Here is a 17,806-nt window from a genome sequence, read left to right on the forward strand (position 1 = left end):
AAGGTTTACAGACACTGATGATTTCCTGGCTTTTTTGTGTACAAGTTTTCATTTTGATGAAGGAGGTAGAGGTATTACTATATATTGATATCTATGTGTTTTGATATTAGGATATCTAGGTGCATTAATATATAAGTTTATTGATGCAAAGCTATACTGATTTAAAGATGTTCAGTTGGGTTTGATTTGCCTAGTTGTAGCTAAATGCTAGATAATTAATGAGATGTTGGATTTTATCAGGCATAAAAAAGCCCCAGAATTTGGGGCTTTTTAGTGAATTTTTTGGGACTTTAAATGAAACCTGTTGAATTAAATTCCTAATTTCTTTTTTAAGGCAGGAGATAAGGCTGCTTTTGGTACGACCAAACTCACCGTGTTAATTGCAAAATAAGGTTCAGATACTTCAATGTATCCTTTGAATGGACCTACATCACCCCATGAGTTTTTTACTTTAAAAAAGTACTTTCCATCAGTCGACTGGTCTAATCCTACCAGGTGCATTAAATGGTCATCCTGTGTCGTTAAATCTTCATACAATTGCTGACGTAATTCCGGAGAGTAAGCCTTTTCTTTTGCATTTGGATTTAAAACATCAGCTTTCACATCTGCATCATCCGCAAATAGCATGGCATATCCCTTTTTTTGTTGGAAATTTTTGCTGCTTACATCAGCATCCCACATGACCGTATAACCGTTTTGAACTGCAGACTTTGTAAGACTCAGCATTTCATTTAAAGGAAGGTTGTAAAATGATCCATTGGCGAAATTATCCGGAGCTTCTAATACGAAAGTGGAGTAATAAGGATGGTGCGTGAAAGAGGTAATATTCACATAGTCGTTTGCGTCAAACTTTAAGACCTCTTTCGCGAAAGTTTTTGGCGTATAATTTTTCCCTTTATAATCAAAATTTGCTGGAGGAGTACCTAGCTTCTGATTCAGAATTTGCTCATAGCCGGCAAGCCAGTTGCTGGCAATCGGACGCTTTGTCAACACTGTGTCCAGGTAACTTTTAAGTGCCAGTTCTAAGCCGCTGTGGTCTGGAATTTCTCCTGTTACCCCTTGGAAAGCCTCCTGAGGCATGGCGCCATAAATCGCAATGGCCCTAATCAGGTCATGACCAAGACCACCTTCTCCAAATTGTGCTTTTCCCTGACGAAGGATGTAGTTTTTTGCTTTTTCGATATAAACATTTCTGGCCGGAAACATTTCTGAAAGATTGAATTCGCCCATGCCTTTACGCATCTCTTCGGATTCAATAAGCGAAGTGGTAGAATAATTCCAGCAGGTACCAGTCTGGCCTTGATTTTTTACGACTGTGGCCGCATTGTCTTTAATTTTTTTCAAGGGTGCTTCCTGGGCACAAACGGAAAAACCGAAAGCAAGACCGCAGGTCATTAAGAATATTTTTTTCATAAAGAATATTAGTTTTAAAGCTAGCTGCTTAATTGAGAGCCAAATTAACTAAAATCAGTAAAAAAATATGGAAATGATATCTAAAATATAAAGGCCCGAAGGAAATCCCCGGGCCTTTATAAAAATTGATTAAAGTAAAATGTCTAGAAATGGAACTGGATTCCAATTTTTGGAGAGAAGAAGTTAGCGCCAAAGCTAAATTCATCATAACCAGCACCTTTGATTCTGTCACCATTCGTATCTTCTTTACGAAGAGTGTTGTAGTTTAATCCGTTTAACGCAAATTCAATACCGATTTTCTTAGTAGGGTAGAAAGCAAAACCTGGAGATAAAGCTACACCGATTTCAGTTGTTTTACCTGTTTTTGCACCAGTATTACCTTCAGCGTCTACTGCTTTGTCTGTACCGAAAGCCATAGGAACTGATAATTGTCCGAAGAATTTAAAAGACTCAGACAGGTTCGCATAATAACGACCGAATGGATTTACTACGAATGAAGTGTTTTTAATACCATTGACGATGGTGTTGTTGTTGGGACCAGCTATACCATTCATTTTGCTGTAACCATATCCAATACCAGTACCTACTGCAATGTTATCAGAAACAAAATAACCTACACTTGGTACAATTTGGAAACTGCTATTTGATTTTGCACCTGATGCATCACTTTTATGAGTATCAAAGGCAACATTACCACCTACAATGATTTTTCCTTTTTCAGTTTGTGCCTGAGCAGCAAATGCAAATGCAGAAACTGCAACTAATGATAATAATAATTTTTTCATTTTCTTTGTTTTTTAATGATTAATCCGGTCTTATTATTTCTGACCATTTACGTTCCATAGTCAACACCTATGCCAAAGGATATACTGCTAATTCATGACAGAATCGAATTTCTTGTAACTGGCTAATTGATAATTGAATAAGTTTTTGTGCTGAAAGTCATTATTATTTTGTGGTGACAATCCCTTGAGTATTGTCATTTTACGGTCTGGAATTTTAGTTGTCATCCTGACTATTTTTGTATGATTGTCAGGATAAAATGTATGTTTTTTTGTACAAGTGCTGACAAATCGTCGGTTTGGTATTCTTGCCGATTGCTCCCATCTTCCTGAGTAGGTCGCTATGATTCCTGGGGAAATGCGATTTATTTTAAAAAATCTATCATTTTATAAACCTTTTTGCCCATATAAAACGTTAATAACACATGAGATTATCTGTAGAACGAAAACCGGTTAAAGTATATCCTGACCCAAAACGTGTGATTGCACGTTTTTTCTTCAATGGTGAAGAGCGGGCAGTGGAGGTAATTAAACATGTGTTGGCACTTTCTGATAAGGAAGTTTTTGGCATAATTTCTCCATTGCTGCAGGAATATTCAAAAAGGCATAGGAACATTACAAAAATCCTGACCAGACATTGTAAAAAGGTGCAAACTGCCATAAAGGAATCTGGTCATGACCCGGAGTCTTTGGATAAATACCAGCGTTTATTAATCGGTTCTTATTTTACGCACGAATATTCTATAGAATCTGCTGCATTTTTCAATCCTTCTATTGTAGAGGATCCTGATCAGTCTGAGCTGGTAGAAGGAGAAAAAAGAGTGATCATTAGTTTTAGAGCGGTGGGCGAAGGTCATATTTCTTCAGTTGTCTTTAGAAGGGCGCTGATTGATAAAGACAACAACATTACAGTTATCCCTGCCGGAAACTATATCGACGAGGCAGAAGTGGTTAAAAACGCGGTGTACAATAAGAAATTGTTTCTTAAGAAAGCCGCTGATTCTAAGATTAATATTGAGATTCTCGACGAATTAGGACATAAGCTGGAAGAGAAATTCGATTATGCTACTCTGAGAAGGATTATTTTAGATACGAAGAGTCTGCAGGAAAACGACCTGAAAAAACTGGAATACGATAAAATTCTATGGCTTTCTGATACCTATCATGAAATTAGTTTTTCAAGGGATACGGATATTTCTGATCGTGTCATTTTCCCTATTTCTGAATTTGAAAGAAAAGGCATTGAAGATGCCAGATTTGTACGTTTTGTAAAATCCGATGGTTCCGTCATTTATTACGCCACCTATACGGCATTTGATGGGGCGATGATTATGCCTAAATTACTTCAAACAACAGATTTTTATGATTTTAAAGTAAGTCCTTTGCATGGAATTGGTGCACAGAACAAAAATCTAGCATTATTTCCAAGAAAGATCAATGGGAAGTATGTAATGATGTCAAGAATTGATGGCTGGAACAATTACCTGATGTATTCTGATAAATTAACGGTTTGGGATAATCCGGTGAAGTTACAATCGCCAAAATATCCCTGGGAGTTCATACAAATTGGAAATTGTGGTTCACCTATCGAGACGAAGGATGGCTGGCTCGTGATTACCCATGGAGTAGGACCAATGCGGAGATATGTGTTGGGTGCGAGTTTATTTGATCTGGAAGATCCTTCTATAGAGATTGGCAGGTTAGATGAGCCATTGGTAGTCCCAAATACGGACGAACGTGAAGGTTATGTTCCGAATGTGCTTTATTCCTGTGGTTCTATTATTCATAATGGAGAACTGATCATTCCTTATGGCCTATCGGATTACTGTTCTTCTTTCGCAACGGTGAAAATAGACCTGGTGTTGGATCGATTGAAAAGCTCTGAATGTTCGTTTAAGAAAGTAGAAAAGGCCGAAAGTCATGGAGATGATAAGGTAAATCATTTGACTTCAGCAATAACTGTAGAAAAAACAGCTGCGCCGGCAGCTATAGCGCAAGGTAAAGAACAGCCAATGAATCAAAAGAAACATTAAGTTGACAGAATTTGCTCATAAAGTCTGATATATTCTTTTACCATTGTTTCTTTTGAGAAGTTGCTTATTGCCCATGTTCTACAGGCTTGCCTGTTAATTAGTCCGAGGTTTTTTACTGCCGCTACCGCATCTTCTACATTGTGGACTAAAAATCCGGTTTCCTGATCTTTGATTAACTCAGGCATAGAACCTCTGTTGAAGGCAATGACTGGCGTTCCACAAATCATGGCTTCAGCTACACTTAAGCCAAAAGGTTCCTCAAAGTTTATAGGATGTAATAAAGCTGCAGCCTGTTTTAACAATAGGTTCCGTTGTTCTGGACCTGCCGGGCCAACATATTGAATATTTGAATTTAGAAAGGGAGCAATTTTGGAATTGAAATAATGTTGATCCTGAATAATGCCGGCAATCACCAGACATTTGTTACTTGCGATGGCAATTTGAATGGCTTCAGCAGTTCCTTTATCGGGGTGAATCCTTCCAAAAAACAAAAGATAATCATCAGGACGATTATTAAACTCAAAATGGGAGGTATCTATGCCATTATAAACTGTTTTGAGGTAGTTAAGGTTCTTATCGCGATCGGCATGACTAATAGAAACATAATGACTACTGGAATTATATTTTTGAAACACAGGAATGATCTTTTTTGAGGAAAACCCATGTATGGTGGTTAGCATTGGTGTCTGAATCAATCTGCTGTAGCTCAGTGGAAGAAAGTCATAATGGTTGTGGATCAGGTCAAAATTTTTTGCCTTTTCCATCAGGTTGCTAATGTGAAGACATTCTACAACTTTTGCGTCAAGCTCTCTGTTTTCTTCATAACCTTCTGCGATCACCGCATCTAGTTTTGCGGAAGTTAAGGAATCAGCTGTGGCAAAAAGGCTGACTTCCAAACCAGCATTAACCAGACCCTCTGTTAAATTTGAAGCCATCTGCTCCCAGGGCCCATAATGCCTTGGAGGAGTTCTCCAGGCTACGGGCGACAATACTGCGATTCTCATATTTAAATTAAGGGCTTGTTCTCTTCATTGGAGATGCTAAACAATTCAGCGCTATGGATGTATTCATATTCAGATTCTAAAGCGCGTAATACAATTAAATGTGAGATCCAATAGGCCAGTGTGCTTTCTGCTCCCTGATTTCGGTTCACGCCATGGGGCTGAAGTCCATCGCCACAACCCTTGGTTTCATGGTCATACAAAGGCAGGTGCAGGCTGTTTTCACCAAGGAACCACTGGTAACACAAGTACATTTGTTTAATGTAACTTAAATCAAGTGTAATTTCATAAGCTTTGAAATACATGAGCACCATGGCCATGGTTTCGATTGCCTGTTGATCGTAAAGTGCCATTTGTCCGCTATCTTTAAATAGCCAGCCATCATTACCCACGGGGTTAAGGTAACCCTCAGTAATGGTGTGTTTGGATAGAAACTGCATGCTTTCCAGGGCGATACTTAGAGATTCCTCATCCTTGCTCACCTCATAATGGCAAAGTAATGCCAATGGAAGAATGCCATTGTCGTAGGTCATTTTGTCCTCGAACCAATGCCAGGTTTTGCTACGATGGGTCTGATAAGCGGCTTTTAAAGGTACAATCAATAGGTTCATTTGCTCTTTAATGTGACCATCATAAGGTTGGGCATCCATGTATTTCCCCAATCCCACAATGGTATTGGCGATTCCTCTCAAATGAGTAAGTTTAGTAAAATGAGGGGCTGATTTTAGAAAAAGATCTTTTGCAAATTCCCGATACGAATTGTTTGGTGCATTGCTGATCAGGTAACCTAATGCCCATACCGTTCGGCCAAAAGAGTCCTCTGAGCCTACTTCATCTAAATAATCCCGTTTAAAACTCAGAAAATTTCTGAAATTTCCGTCATCGCATTGCATGTATTGGATAAAGCTCAGGTAGATGGGGAGCAATTCTAATGCAGCCTTACTTTTATTTTGTTGGTAAGCTAAAATGGCTAGAATCAATGCCCTTGAATTGTCGTCCAGGCAATAACCTTCTTTAAGATTTGGAATACCATATTTTGCATGTTGCACAATACCCGTATCGTCAGTCAGGCGTTGGACATGAGACAGGCTAAATGCTGGCATCATATCAGGGTCTATGATTTGTTTTCCACCTTTTTCTTTTTCAGACAGATATTTGGAAACTGCTTCCTCAAGCACATCAATAAATACCTGCCCGGTGCTCGGCCATCGGAGATGCAAGCCGTATTCATAGGCGTTTGAACGAAGGGTTTCCAGTTTATGCTTTTCCTTGAACAACTCATTTACTTTATTCGCAAGTCCGTTGGCATCTCTGAAATCAAACAGGCAGCCTCTGTTATCTGCAAGTAGTTCCTGTGCATGCCAGTAAGGCGTAGAAATTACTGCGGCTCCAGCGCCAATGGCATAAGATAAAGTGCCACTGGTGATTTGTGCTTCATTTAGGTAGGGGGTGATGTACATGTCTGCTGCAGTGAGGTAATCGAATAACTCTTCCTCTGAAACAAATTTTTTAATGAAAGTTAGATTTTCGGATACATTGAGCTTTTGCGCCAATTTTTTAAGGCTGTCGCGGTATTCTTCTCCTGAATTTTTAATCACTCCAGGGTGAGTGGTTCCCAGGATCACATACATGACATCCGGATTTTGTGCGACAATTTTAGGTAAAGCCTCAATTACTGTTTCCAGTCCTTTATTCCTGCTGATCAGTCCAAAGGTAAACAGTACTTTTTTGTTCTTAAAAGCCAGTGATTGCTTTACCGGATTGTCGATTTTTGCTTCCAGATCCGGAACCCCATGTTCAATCAGCTGTATTTTTGAAAAAGGTATGCCATAAATACCGGTCAGAAATCCTACTGCCCGGTGGCTCATCACCACCACTCTGGAGGAGTATTTTGCGATTTCTCTGATGATGGTCAGTTGCAGGTAATTCGGGTCTTTTAGAATGGTGTGAAAGATGGTAATCAGGGGTTTTTGCAGCCTTGCGATCAAAGGAAGGATGTAAATTCCACTTTCACCACCATAAATTCCGAATTCGTGTTGCATGATACAAGCATCAGCCAGACTCGTGTTGATGTAGTCTGCAGCCCGGATATAGTCTTTTTGATTCTCCTGTCGGATTATATACTTTACTTCTTTGGGATATTCATATTCATGCAAATGTTCCGAATCATTCATGGCTACTACGAAACTATCGTCGGATATAGCCACCTTATCATGTCCAATTGCGCGGAGCAAGTTATGATTAAACGTAGCGATGCCACATTCACGTGGTGGATAAGAAGAAATATAAGCGATTTTCATAATGATTGGTGTTTTTTTAGCTTAAACAATAGGGGGCTATTAAAGCTCCAGGGGGTGTCATTGTTAACAACATACGTGAAAGGGGGATTGTTTTTTATACCTTTGAGCTTAATTGTATATTAATATGAATTCTGCTCCTTCTACAGGGAAAATGGTAGAAAACACCGTATTTCCCATTCTTTTTGCTATCAGTTTCTCGCATTTGCTGAATGATACGATCCAATCTTTGATTCCTGCCATTTATCCTGTGATAAAAGAGAATTATAACCTTAGTTTTTCGCAGATTGGTTTGATTACGCTGATGTTTCAAATGTCGGCTTCTATATTTCAGCCCTTTGTAGGAATGTATACCGATAAAAAGCCACAGCCTTATTCTTTAGCTGTTGGAATGGGCTTTACTTTGATTGGATTGGTGATATTATCCATTTCGAACGGTTTTTACATGATGTTACTTTCAGTGGCATTGATTGGAACCGGCTCTTCAATTTTTCATCCTGAAGCATCAAGAATGGCTCATGCTGCCTCAGGAGGCAGAAGGGGTTTAGCACAATCTATTTTTCAATTGGGAGGGAATGCCGGAAGTTCATTAGGACCGCTATTGGCGGCCTGGATTATTGTTCCCCAAGGCCAATTCAGTGTGATCTGGTTCTCCTTAATTGCATTATTAGCGATTTTGATTTTAAGCAGGGTTGGAAGATGGTATAGAGGTCATATGCAAGCTAAAATAAAAAAGGGAGTTCCAGTGGAAGCGGTTGTCAGCAAGTTTTCGAAGAAGAAAGTGATATTTGCAGTTTCAATTTTACTGATCCTGATTTTCTCTAAATACTTTTACATGGCCAGTCTGACTAGTTATTTTACTTTTTATGTGATAGAAAAATTCCATGTATCTGTACAAACTTCTCAACTATATTTATTCGTATTCTTATTTTCTGTGGCTGCAGGAACGCTGATTGGTGGCCCGGTTGGCGACCGTTTTGGTCGTAAATACGTGATCTGGTTCTCTATATTAGGTACAGCTCCATTTGCTTTGATGCTTCCATATGCCAATTTGTTCTGGACAGGAGTTTTAATTGTACCCATAGGAGTGATTCTGGCTTCGGCCTTTTCTGCGATTCTGGTATATGCACAGGAGTTAATTCCTGGTAAAGTAGGTTTGGTGTCTGGTCTGTTTTTTGGCTTTGCGTTTGGAATGGGCGGGATTGGTTCCGCATTATTAGGGAATCTGGCAGATAGTACCAGTATCGCTTATGTATTCCACATCTGTTCCTTTTTACCTTTAATTGGATTGTTGACAGGTTTCCTGCCAAATATTGAGGGTAGTAAAAGGAAAGTATAACTTATCTTATAAGAAATGCTCCATCAATTGAACATTGATGGAGCATTTGTTTAAAAGTGGTAATTCAGGCCAATTAATGGACTAGTAGTATTTAAGCCAATTGCAAAATAGTCATGTGTGCTTTTTACATAACCAGGCATTCCATGAGGTGTCATGGAGCTCTTTGCATAAGTTAATAAAGGAAATGACATTTCAATTGCTAATTTTTTAGTAGGGAAGAATGCCAGTCCTGGTTTTAGATCTGCAGCATAATAGTTGTTTCTATAATAGGGTTTATCTGAGGAATTATGGGTGGTCACCATATTTGCTTTGTTCTTTACGGTGGTAAACGAAAGCTGGAATTCAGAGAAAAATCTAAATCGTTCAGTGATCATTAAGTAATGACGTGCGAATGGTGCCACTCCCAAAGAAAGGTTTCCATTATCATATGGTATAACGTCATTGCCAGGTAAATTGTAATGTTTGTTTTTAGCATAGCCAATACTAAGGTTGGTTCCAATCGCAAAATTGTTGCTAATGAAATGGCCTGCCTTCGGAGAAAGGGTATAGGAATAAGTTCTTTGATCGTTGTTTTCTGTTTTATCTGTGTTAAATTTGAAAGCGCCTCCTATGAATGAAGTTCCTTTTTCTGTTTGCGCCTGAGCGGTAAGTATGCTTATGGATAGCAAAGCTGTAGTGATTGCTAAATTTTTCATGTTGTTTTAGAAGTTTAATGAGAAGTAGGGGAGATTTTAAAGATGAAAGTTGACGCCAATACTTGGGCTGATGGTGCTAAATCCAAAATTGAAGCTATTGGTCCAGACAGCGGTTTGGTTTTCAGTGTTATAGCTATTTTTTACCTGGTTTCGCTGGTAATTCAGTAGATTGAACTGAAGATTTACAGACCATCTTTTTGCCGGAAGGAAGGCAAGTCCAGGTGCCAGATAGGCACCATAATTTTTAGTTTTGGAAATATAAGGATAAGGCGCGCCTTCTGAAAAGTTAATTCCTTTTATTTTTCCATTACCAGCGGCCACTCCAAATTCCCCGAAAAATTTGAAATCAGTACTGATATTAACATAATAACGAACAAAGGGGAGGAGGTCATAATTCGTTTGTTGTGTAACGTAATATTGTTCTGTATTTTTACTATGACTGATTCTTAGCGTTGTACCTATTGCCAGATGGTCATTAATAAAATAGCCGATTGTTGGGGCGATGGTCTGCCTTTTAAGTTTCCAGTTTGCGTTGCCAAGGTTGTACTTCATGGTAGAGTGCCCTATATTCCCTCCAATGAGCAGTTTTCCCTTTTCAAGCTGTGCACTTGCAGTAGAAACGACAGCGCATAGCGCAGCCATTACGATTGTTTTTTTATTCATACATTGATTTCATTTGTGTGTTGTAATATTAATTAAATCAATTGATAAATATTATTATTCTTGATAATAATGTTGTAAATCATAAAAAAAGCCTTCAGATTATCTCTGAAGGCTTTTATTTAACAATGGTTGCAAATTTAAATAAACAGTAAAGCTTATTTGTTATTCAAAAACACAAATTTATTGTCGAACGTATCTAGTTTTATCTTACTGTCTTTGTCTATTTTTCCAGCAAGAATTTCTTTAGACAATTCGTTTAAAATTCTTTTCTGAATTACACGCTTCAATGGTCTCGCTCCGAACTGAGGATCGTAACCTAGTTCTGCCAACCAGTCTAATGCTTCTGTTGAAGCTTCGATATCTATACCCATCTCAGCAAGCGTTTCTTTCACATGGTTAAATTGTAGGTTAACAATGTTTCTGATTTCGCTGCGGTTCAATGGGGTAAACATGATCAGTTCGTCAATCCTGTTTAGGAATTCCGGTCTGATGGTTTGTTTTAAAATTTCGAACAATTCGTTCTTCGTCTTGGCAACTACCTCTTCGCGGTTTTCGTCGTTCAGATCTTTGAAATTCTCCTGAATCATGTGCGCACCAATATTGGAGGTCATGATGATAATGGTGTTTTTAAAATTCACCATACGCCCTTTATTGTCTGTCAGACGACCATCATCCAGCACCTGCAATAAGATGTTGAACACGTCCGGATGCGCTTTCTCAATCTCATCGAGCAACACTACCGAATAAGGTTTTCTACGAACGGCTTCCGTTAACTGTCCACCTTCATCATAACCTACATATCCTGGAGGCGCTCCGATTAATCTGGACACCGCATGACGTTCCTGGTACTCACTCATATCAATCCTGGTCATGGCATTCTCATCATTAAATAAGAATTCTGCCAATGCTTTCGCCAGCTCAGTTTTACCTACACCGGTAGTACCCAGGAAGATGAATGAACCAATGGGTTTGCGTTTATCCTGTAATCCGGCTCTTGACCTACGGATTGCATCGGAAATGGCTTCGATTGCTTCATCCTGCCCGGCCACACGTTTGTGCAGCTCATCCTCAAGATGGAGTAATTTTTCCCTTTCACTGGAAATCAGTTTGGTAACAGGAATACCTGTCCAACGGCCAACAACTCCTGCGATATCATCTGCAGTCACTTCTTCTTTCAGCATTCTGCTCTCGCTTTGCTGACTTTCCAGTTTCGATTTGAGCTGCTCCATTTTATCCTGGGACTCCTTGATTTTTCCATAACGGATTTCCGCTACTTTACCATAGTCTCCGGCACGTTCCGCCTGATCTGCTTCCAGCTTATAATGCTCAATTTGCTCACCTTCTGCGTTAATCGCATCTACCAGGTCTTTTTCACCCTGCCATTTGGCTTTCAGCTGATCACGTTCTGCAGAAATATTGGCGATTTCCTCTCCAAGAGATTGTACTTTTTTATCGTCATTCTCTCTTTTAATGGCTTCGCGCTCAATCTCTAATTGCATGATCTTACGGTTGAGTTCATCCACCTCTTCAGGAACGCTGTCCATTTCTAAACGCAGTTTAGAAGCGGCTTCATCCATTAAGTCGATGGCTTTATCCGGTAAGAAACGATCCGCAATATAGCGTTGCGACATTTCTACAGCGGCAATGATCGCTTCATCCAAAATCCTCACCTTATGGTGAGTTTCGTATTTTTCTTTTAATCCACGCAGAATGGAAATCGCATCCTGAGTATCTGGCTCATCTATCATCACCTTTTGGAAACGGCGCTCCAATGCCTTATCTTTTTCAAGATATTTTTGATACTCATCCAGGGTAGTGGCTCCGATTGCGCGAAGTTCACCTCTGGCTAATGCAGGTTTTAAGATGTTGGCTGCATCCATAGCGCCTTCACCGCCACCAGCACCTACCAAAGTATGGATCTCATCAATAAATAAGATGATGTCTCCATCGCTTTGAGTCACTTCCTTAACCACTGCTTTCAGTCGTTCCTCAAATTCTCCTTTGTACTTGGCACCCGCAATCAGGGCTCCCATATCTAAAGAGTATACTGTTTTTGTCTTTAGATTGGTTGGAATATCTCCCTGAATGATCCTGTGGGCAATACCTTCGGCAATGGCTGTTTTACCAACACCTGGTTCACCGATCAGGATCGGGTTGTTCTTGGTACGTCTGGAAAGAATCTGAATCACTCTTCTGATCTCTTCATCGCGACCAATTACAGGGTCAAGCTTTCCTGATTCTGCATATTCATTCAGGTTTCTTGCATATTTATTTAAAGCATTAAAAGTTGCCTCCGCATTTTGATCGGTCACATGGTTATCTCCTCTTAAAGCTATAATTGCTTTTTTAAGATCTTGTTCTGTGACCCCCTGGTCTTTTAATAGCTTAGAAGTATTGTCATTTACAGAAAGTAATCCTAGCAAAAGGTGCTCTACTGAAACAAATTCATCTTTAAACTCTTTCAAATAGCTTTGTGCCTTTTGTAAGGCTGTATTACTTCCTGAAGTTAAATACGGACTACTTCCGCTAACTTTCGGGAACTTAGCAATCTGGCTGTCTAAATGTTGGTTTACGACATTTAGATTTACGTTTAATTTCTTTAAAACATAAGAAACCACATTTTCATCAACAGTGAGCAGCCCTTTAAGTATATGAGCTGTCTCAATAGCTTGTTGCTGATTGCCTTGAGCTATTTCAGAAGCCTGTTGAATCGCTTCCTGTGCTTTTATTGTGAAATTGTTGAAGTTCATATCATTTGGTAAACAAAGTAAATGCCATATTGTTCTTAAAGGAAATTTCGGAAAATATGTCTGATTACCTGAGGTTTATATGACAATTTGGCCGTTTCGCCTGCTTGCAGCATATTTTGTACTGTATGGTTAGAATTTGCAACAGCAAAGGGCAAAATGGATGCTTATTTAATGGTTTAGAAGGCATTATTCTTCTTAAATTCGCAGGCCAGTAAGTCATTTGATGGACTGGAATCGAAAGGTTTCAGCAATTGTTGCTTACAGCTCATAAATTTAGACAAGGAGAGAGATGAAGGAGTTTTTACGATTATATTTAGATGCTTACCGTGGACTGTCTACGCCGGCCTGGATGCTGGCACTGGTGATGCTGATCAACAGAAGTGGGGCCATGGTGATTCCTTTTCTTGGAATTTACATGACCAATCATTTGAGCTTTTCTTTAGAAGATACCGGAACAGTACTGAGTTGTTTTGGGGTAGGGGCAGTGGCAGGCTCTTTTGCCGGTGGTTGGTTAACCGATAAGGTGGGGCATTTCAAAGTGCAGCTTTTCAGTTTAATTTGTACTGTGCCTATGTTTTTCCTGCTTCCGGAATTGAATACCGTATTGAAGCTGGCGATAGGTGTATTTACATTGAGTGTGATTTCTGAAACCTTCAGACCAGCCAACTCAGTGTCTATTGCCTATTATTCAAAACCGGACAATGTGATTCGTTCTTTTTCTTTGAACCGAATGGCGATGAACCTTGGATTTTCTATTGGACCGGCGTTGGGTGGATTTTTAGCCGCTATTTCTTATACCTTTTTGTTTTATGGAAATGCCATTGCAGCTTTTTGTTCGGCAATACTGTTTTTCATTTACTTTAGAAATAGAAAAGGTACGGAGAAAACCAAAGTAACACCGGTAGCAGATGAAAAAATGGAATCAGTAGTTGCTGCTGCTAAATCTCCTTATAGAGATCTATTGTTTATGTTGTTCAGTCTGTTCTGTAGCATTTTTACCATTTGCTTTCTTCAGTTGCTGAGTACATTGCCTTTGTACTACAGAGAAGTGTATCAAATGACAGAAGCGAATATAGGAGTCATTCTTGCCTTTAGCGGGATTGTCGTTTTTCTTTTAGAAATGTTGGTGGTACATATTGCAGAGAAACGTTTTACGCCAAGGGATATCATGGTGATGGGAACTTTACTTTGTGGCTTTTCTTTCCTGATCCTAAATCTTGCCCATGGCACATGGGTGTTGTATGCGGCAATGTTTGTACTTTGTCTGGCAGAAATTCTGGCCATGCCCTTTATGGCGACTGTCACTTTACAACGATCTACTATTCAAACCCGGGGAGCCTATATGGGTGTTAATGCGCTTTGTACTTCGGCAGCACATGTGTTTTCTCCTTTTCTTGGGACGCGTGTAGCTGCAATTTACGGCTTTAATGTACTATGGTGGGGAACAGCAATTGTCTTATTATTGACTTCCCTCGGCTTTTTCTTCGTGATGAAAAGAATGAAATTTAATACAATTAACTAAATATCCTTTGAAAAATTCCCTTTTGTGGATGCGCAGGAATGCGCTCCTGATGTTACTTACGATTTGTTTTTTTAAGGCCTCCGGGCAAAGTGTACGTGTAGGTTCCTGGAACCTTAAAGATTTTGGACAGTCTAAAACTGATGAAAATATTCTTTTTATTGCGAATGTCGTCAAGCGCTTTGATGTCATTGCCATTCAGGAAGTGGTGGCTGGTTATGGTGGGCCGAAAGCAGTGATCAGGCTTGCTGAGGCTTTAAATAAAACCGGCGAAAGTTGGGAGTATAGCTTTAGTCATGGCACCTCAAGTGATCGCTATAGTAAAGAACGTTATGCCTTCATGTGGAAAAGCAAAAAACTGAAAAAAGTTGGGGAAGCCTGGCTGGAGAAAAAATACCAGTTGGAGGTAGAGCGTGAGCCTTATTTTGGTAAGTTTCAGTTGGGAAAGAAGACCTTTACCTTAGTTTCTTTTCATGCGAAACCTAAATCAAAACAACCGGAAACGGAGATAAAGTATCTGAAGTTCCTGCCTGAACTTCATCCAAAGGAAACATTGATCTTTTGTGGAGATTTTAACTTGCCTCAATCTCATTCGGTTTTTAATCCATTAAGAAATATGGGTTATACTTCGGCAATGACAAACCAAAAGACTTCTCTAAAACAAAAGGTAGTGAAGGGCGAAAGTCTGGCTTCAGAGTATGATAACTTCTTTTATCATCAAAATCAGCTAAAGGTCATCAGTACCGGTATTGTTCCTTTTTACACGCAGTTTGAGGAATTGAAGGACGCAAGGAAAATTTCAGATCATGTGCCTGTGTATCTTGAATTCTCTTTAAATTGAGCATAAAAAAAACCGTTCTTTAACAGAACGGTTTTTTTTATGCTGATCCTTTTACAGATCGGAAGGAATCTAATTTAAAATTTCTGTCAGTTTTTGAGTCTGGTGATCAGCCAGTTTTTTTAAGGGTCCGGCAGCAAGCATTTTCATCATCATGTTCAAATCAGCTGAGATGATCAATGTAGCAGTTGTACCACCATTACCATTGTCTGCAACAGTCCATTTCAACTCTAAATCAAAAGGAGGTTTCTCTGTCGGAATAGCGATTAATTCCTGATTTTCTACACGACTAGAAATTTTTATTGCCAGTTTAGCCATGTTTTGGATGGTAAAGCTAGCTTCATCAGTTGTGGACGACCAATTGTAGATGTTTTCCGGCATTAATTGCTGATGATTGTTCATATCAGCTAAAAATGCATAAACGTTGGCTACAGGCTGGTTGATGTCAGTAGTGCTCTCAATAACTGTCATTATGATTTTAGGTTAGTTGTTCTAATTCTTTTCCCCATTCAGATGGGTTTCTGCGCCATTTAGTCAATAGATCTACATCATTTTGAGCAATGAAGCTATGTTCAGCAGCATATTCAATTAATGTATTGTAGTTAGAAAGGGTGGCGAAACGACATTTTGCCGCTTTAAAGTTTTCTTCAGCCTGGTCAAAACCATAAGTGAAGATAGACACTAAACCTGCTACAGATAATCCTGCATTTCTCAATGCTTCTACTGCCTGTAAGCTGCTTTTACCAGTAGAGATCAAGTCTTCTACTACTACTACGCGTTGTCCTTCTACGATTTCTCCTTCGATCAGACTTCCTGTGCCATGTTCTTTTGCTTTAGCTCTCACATAAGCAAAAGGTAATCCCAGTTCCTGAGCAACCAATACACCTTGAGGAATACCGGCTGTTGCAACTCCTGCGATCAGATCTACAGAACCAAATTCTTCCTGGATCAATTGCGTCAGTTTTTGTCTGATGTATGTTCTTACCGAGGGATGGGAAAGTGTAACTCTATTATCGCAATAAATTGGAGATTTCCAACCTGATGCCCATGTAAAGGGGTTATTTGGTTGTAACTTTATTGCTTTTATTTGTAATAAAAATTCAGCTACCTTTAATTCAATATCACTTTTATTATACATGCTCCAAAATTACAGATTTTCATACGTTTGTCCTAGCATTAATTCTTAATGTAGGTGCAAAATTGATAAATCCTGGTTTAACTTATTATTTGTGTTCTACAAAGGTCGGTAATTATTGTTAGCGAGAAAAGTAGTTTTTTCTCAGTCGCTGAACATCAGGGGAATAAATAGGAATTTGAAGGAAAAGAACGAGGGGCAAACCAATGGCATACTAAGGGTATAGTAAGGGGTTGGTATGTTGTTGCTATATAGTTGGGATGTAGTTGGTATATTCAGGAATATACCAACTACATCCCAATAACATCTCAACAACATGGCAACAACATACCAAGCCCTTACTATACCCTTATGATGTACTTATTGTTTCTTCGTTAAAATCACCCTTGACTTTCCTTCAAATCACTTCATTGCCTTTTGATGAAATTAAGCGAATAGATTTTACGGTGTAAACTTGATTTCCTGTACCAGATAGGCATTTCCAAAGTTACTGGGGTCATGCCTCACAGTGGCCAGAATAGCGCTCCACTTTGGATTGATTGCTTGTTGGTTGGTCTTCCGGCTTTCAGTAATTTCCAGCGCATGCTTCCAGATTTCCTCCAGCTGAGCTTTCAGGTTCTCGTTGGCATAAGTCAGCTGAATACCACCTAAATACTGAAATTGCTCAGCTGATTTTCCAAGGTAAATGGTTGGACCACCAGGGATGAACGATTGAATCAGATTAATCTTAAAAGATTCGTTTCCAGAATATCTCTGCTCATTGACCACCCTTATGAAATCAAACCATCTGTCCGGTCCATCTTGAGGAGGATTCTTCTCGAAGTGAAAACGGGCTTTGACCAGGTAGGTATAACCCGGCTTTCTTTGTAGGAAGCCATATAGAGAGAATTCTGCTGGAGTATTTTTCGGCAGTTCGATTAAAGTCTCATCGACGGACTGAAAGCGGTGATCTACCAATAGCTCGACCTCCTGTCCATTTTTTAATTTTGTAGGGCCATAGGTTTCTTCTTTGGAACAGGCAGAGCAGAAAATGACTAAGAATAGTAAATAGAGTTGCTTCATGATGTTGGTGCTTAGGTTGTTGCAATCTAAACGTAAGCGTTTTCAATAATGCTACATTATTTATAAGAAATTTATTTAAAAAGTCATCTGCTCAGGATTCGATCAATGTTAGCCCCTTTTTTTGATGGGAATTATTAGATAAATATTTATAATTTTGAAAACTCAAATGTCCAGGTGATTTTTAAGAAATTTGATTGAAACCCCTTTAGAATACCATTCAGAGGGGTCTGCTTTTTCTAAGGAAATTTTACGACCTGTAATTAAAGCATTTTAAGCGCT

General features: G+C 39.1%; 14 protein-coding genes. 4 read left to right on the forward strand and 10 right to left on the reverse strand.

Going from position 1 to position 17,806, the window contains the following annotated elements:
- Positions 1-309: 309 nt before the first annotated feature.
- Both R2Q94_RS21295 and R2Q94_RS21300 read right to left on the reverse strand, forming a co-directional pair.
- Positions 310-1,413, reverse strand: coding sequence for a C1 family peptidase (locus R2Q94_RS21295; protein ID WP_316823499.1), 1,104 nt, complete (start codon positions 1,411-1,413; stop codon positions 310-312).
- Positions 1,414-1,556: 143 nt separating this feature from the next.
- The gene (locus tag R2Q94_RS21300; protein WP_316823500.1) at positions 1,557-2,198 is read right to left on the reverse strand and encodes an outer membrane beta-barrel protein; all 642 of its coding nucleotides are present in this window, start codon (positions 2,196-2,198) and stop codon (positions 1,557-1,559) included.
- A 422-nt stretch (positions 2,199-2,620) separates the two neighbouring features.
- Here R2Q94_RS21300 and R2Q94_RS21305 point away from each other — a divergent pair, with 422 nt between their 5' ends.
- The gene (locus R2Q94_RS21305) at positions 2,621-4,228 is read left to right on the forward strand and encodes a glycoside hydrolase family 130 protein (RefSeq protein WP_316823501.1); all 1,608 of its coding nucleotides are present in this window, start codon (positions 2,621-2,623) and stop codon (positions 4,226-4,228) included.
- Here the strand turns inward: R2Q94_RS21305 and R2Q94_RS21310 are convergent.
- Positions 4,225-5,232 carry a glycosyltransferase family 4 protein gene (locus R2Q94_RS21310; RefSeq protein ID WP_316823502.1) on the reverse strand — a complete coding sequence of 336 codons (1,008 nt, stop codon included), beginning with the start codon at positions 5,230-5,232 and terminating at the stop codon, positions 4,225-4,227. The genes R2Q94_RS21305 and R2Q94_RS21310 overlap by 4 nt on opposite strands.
- Positions 5,233-5,234: 2 nt before the next feature.
- Positions 5,235-7,529 carry a glycosyltransferase family 4 protein gene (locus tag R2Q94_RS21315; protein WP_316823503.1) on the reverse strand — a complete coding sequence of 765 codons (2,295 nt, stop codon included), beginning with the start codon at positions 7,527-7,529 and terminating at the stop codon, positions 5,235-5,237.
- Between the two features lie 124 nt (positions 7,530-7,653).
- Here R2Q94_RS21315 and R2Q94_RS21320 point away from each other — a divergent pair, with 124 nt between their 5' ends.
- Positions 7,654-8,865, forward strand: a complete 1,212-nt coding sequence (locus R2Q94_RS21320) for an MFS transporter (protein ID WP_316823504.1) — start codon at positions 7,654-7,656, stop codon at positions 8,863-8,865.
- A 50-nt stretch (positions 8,866-8,915) separates the two neighbouring features.
- Here the strand turns inward: R2Q94_RS21320 and R2Q94_RS21325 are convergent, their stop codons facing one another.
- The 3 genes from R2Q94_RS21325 to clpB form a co-directional block, all read right to left on the reverse strand.
- Entirely contained in the window at positions 8,916-9,560 is a 645-nt protein-coding gene (locus R2Q94_RS21325) for a hypothetical protein (RefSeq protein WP_316823505.1), read from the reverse strand.
- Positions 9,561-9,596: 36 nt separating this feature from the next.
- Positions 9,597-10,223: an outer membrane beta-barrel protein gene (locus R2Q94_RS21330; protein ID WP_316823506.1), complete on the reverse strand. Its 627-nt coding sequence runs from the start codon at positions 10,221-10,223 to the stop codon at positions 9,597-9,599.
- A gap of 155 nt (positions 10,224-10,378) precedes the next feature.
- On the reverse strand, positions 10,379-12,973 hold the full coding sequence (gene clpB, locus R2Q94_RS21335; RefSeq protein WP_316823507.1) for an ATP-dependent chaperone ClpB: 2,595 nt from the start codon (positions 12,971-12,973) through the stop codon (positions 10,379-10,381).
- Between the two features lie 289 nt (positions 12,974-13,262).
- On the opposite strand from clpB, the gene R2Q94_RS21340 reads away from it, so the two are divergent.
- Together R2Q94_RS21340 and R2Q94_RS21345 are read left to right on the forward strand one after the other, a co-directional pair.
- Positions 13,263-14,495, forward strand: coding sequence for an MFS transporter (locus tag R2Q94_RS21340; RefSeq protein WP_316823508.1), 1,233 nt, complete (start codon positions 13,263-13,265; stop codon positions 14,493-14,495).
- Positions 14,496-14,502: 7 nt separating this feature from the next.
- On the forward strand, positions 14,503-15,333 hold the full coding sequence (locus tag R2Q94_RS21345; RefSeq protein ID WP_316823509.1) for an endonuclease/exonuclease/phosphatase family protein: 831 nt from the start codon (positions 14,503-14,505) through the stop codon (positions 15,331-15,333).
- A gap of 69 nt (positions 15,334-15,402) precedes the next feature.
- Here R2Q94_RS21345 and R2Q94_RS21350 read toward each other — a convergent pair whose 3' ends face one another.
- From R2Q94_RS21350 to R2Q94_RS21360, 3 genes are all read right to left on the reverse strand, one after another.
- The gene (locus R2Q94_RS21350; protein ID WP_316823510.1) at positions 15,403-15,801 is read right to left on the reverse strand and encodes an SRPBCC family protein; all 399 of its coding nucleotides are present in this window, start codon (positions 15,799-15,801) and stop codon (positions 15,403-15,405) included.
- A gap of 7 nt (positions 15,802-15,808) precedes the next feature.
- The gene (gene pyrE, locus R2Q94_RS21355) at positions 15,809-16,468 is read right to left on the reverse strand and encodes an orotate phosphoribosyltransferase (protein ID WP_202986142.1); all 660 of its coding nucleotides are present in this window, start codon (positions 16,466-16,468) and stop codon (positions 15,809-15,811) included.
- 438 nt (positions 16,469-16,906) lie between these two features.
- Positions 16,907-17,527 (reverse strand): hypothetical protein, encoded by a 621-nt coding sequence (locus R2Q94_RS21360; RefSeq protein WP_316823511.1) that lies wholly within the window; start codon positions 17,525-17,527, stop codon positions 16,907-16,909.
- Between the last annotated feature and the right edge of the window lie 279 nt (positions 17,528-17,806).

It is taken from the genome of Pedobacter gandavensis, assembly GCF_032678465.1.
In the GTDB taxonomy this organism is placed as follows: domain Bacteria; phylum Bacteroidota; class Bacteroidia; order Sphingobacteriales; family Sphingobacteriaceae; genus Pedobacter; species Pedobacter gandavensis_B.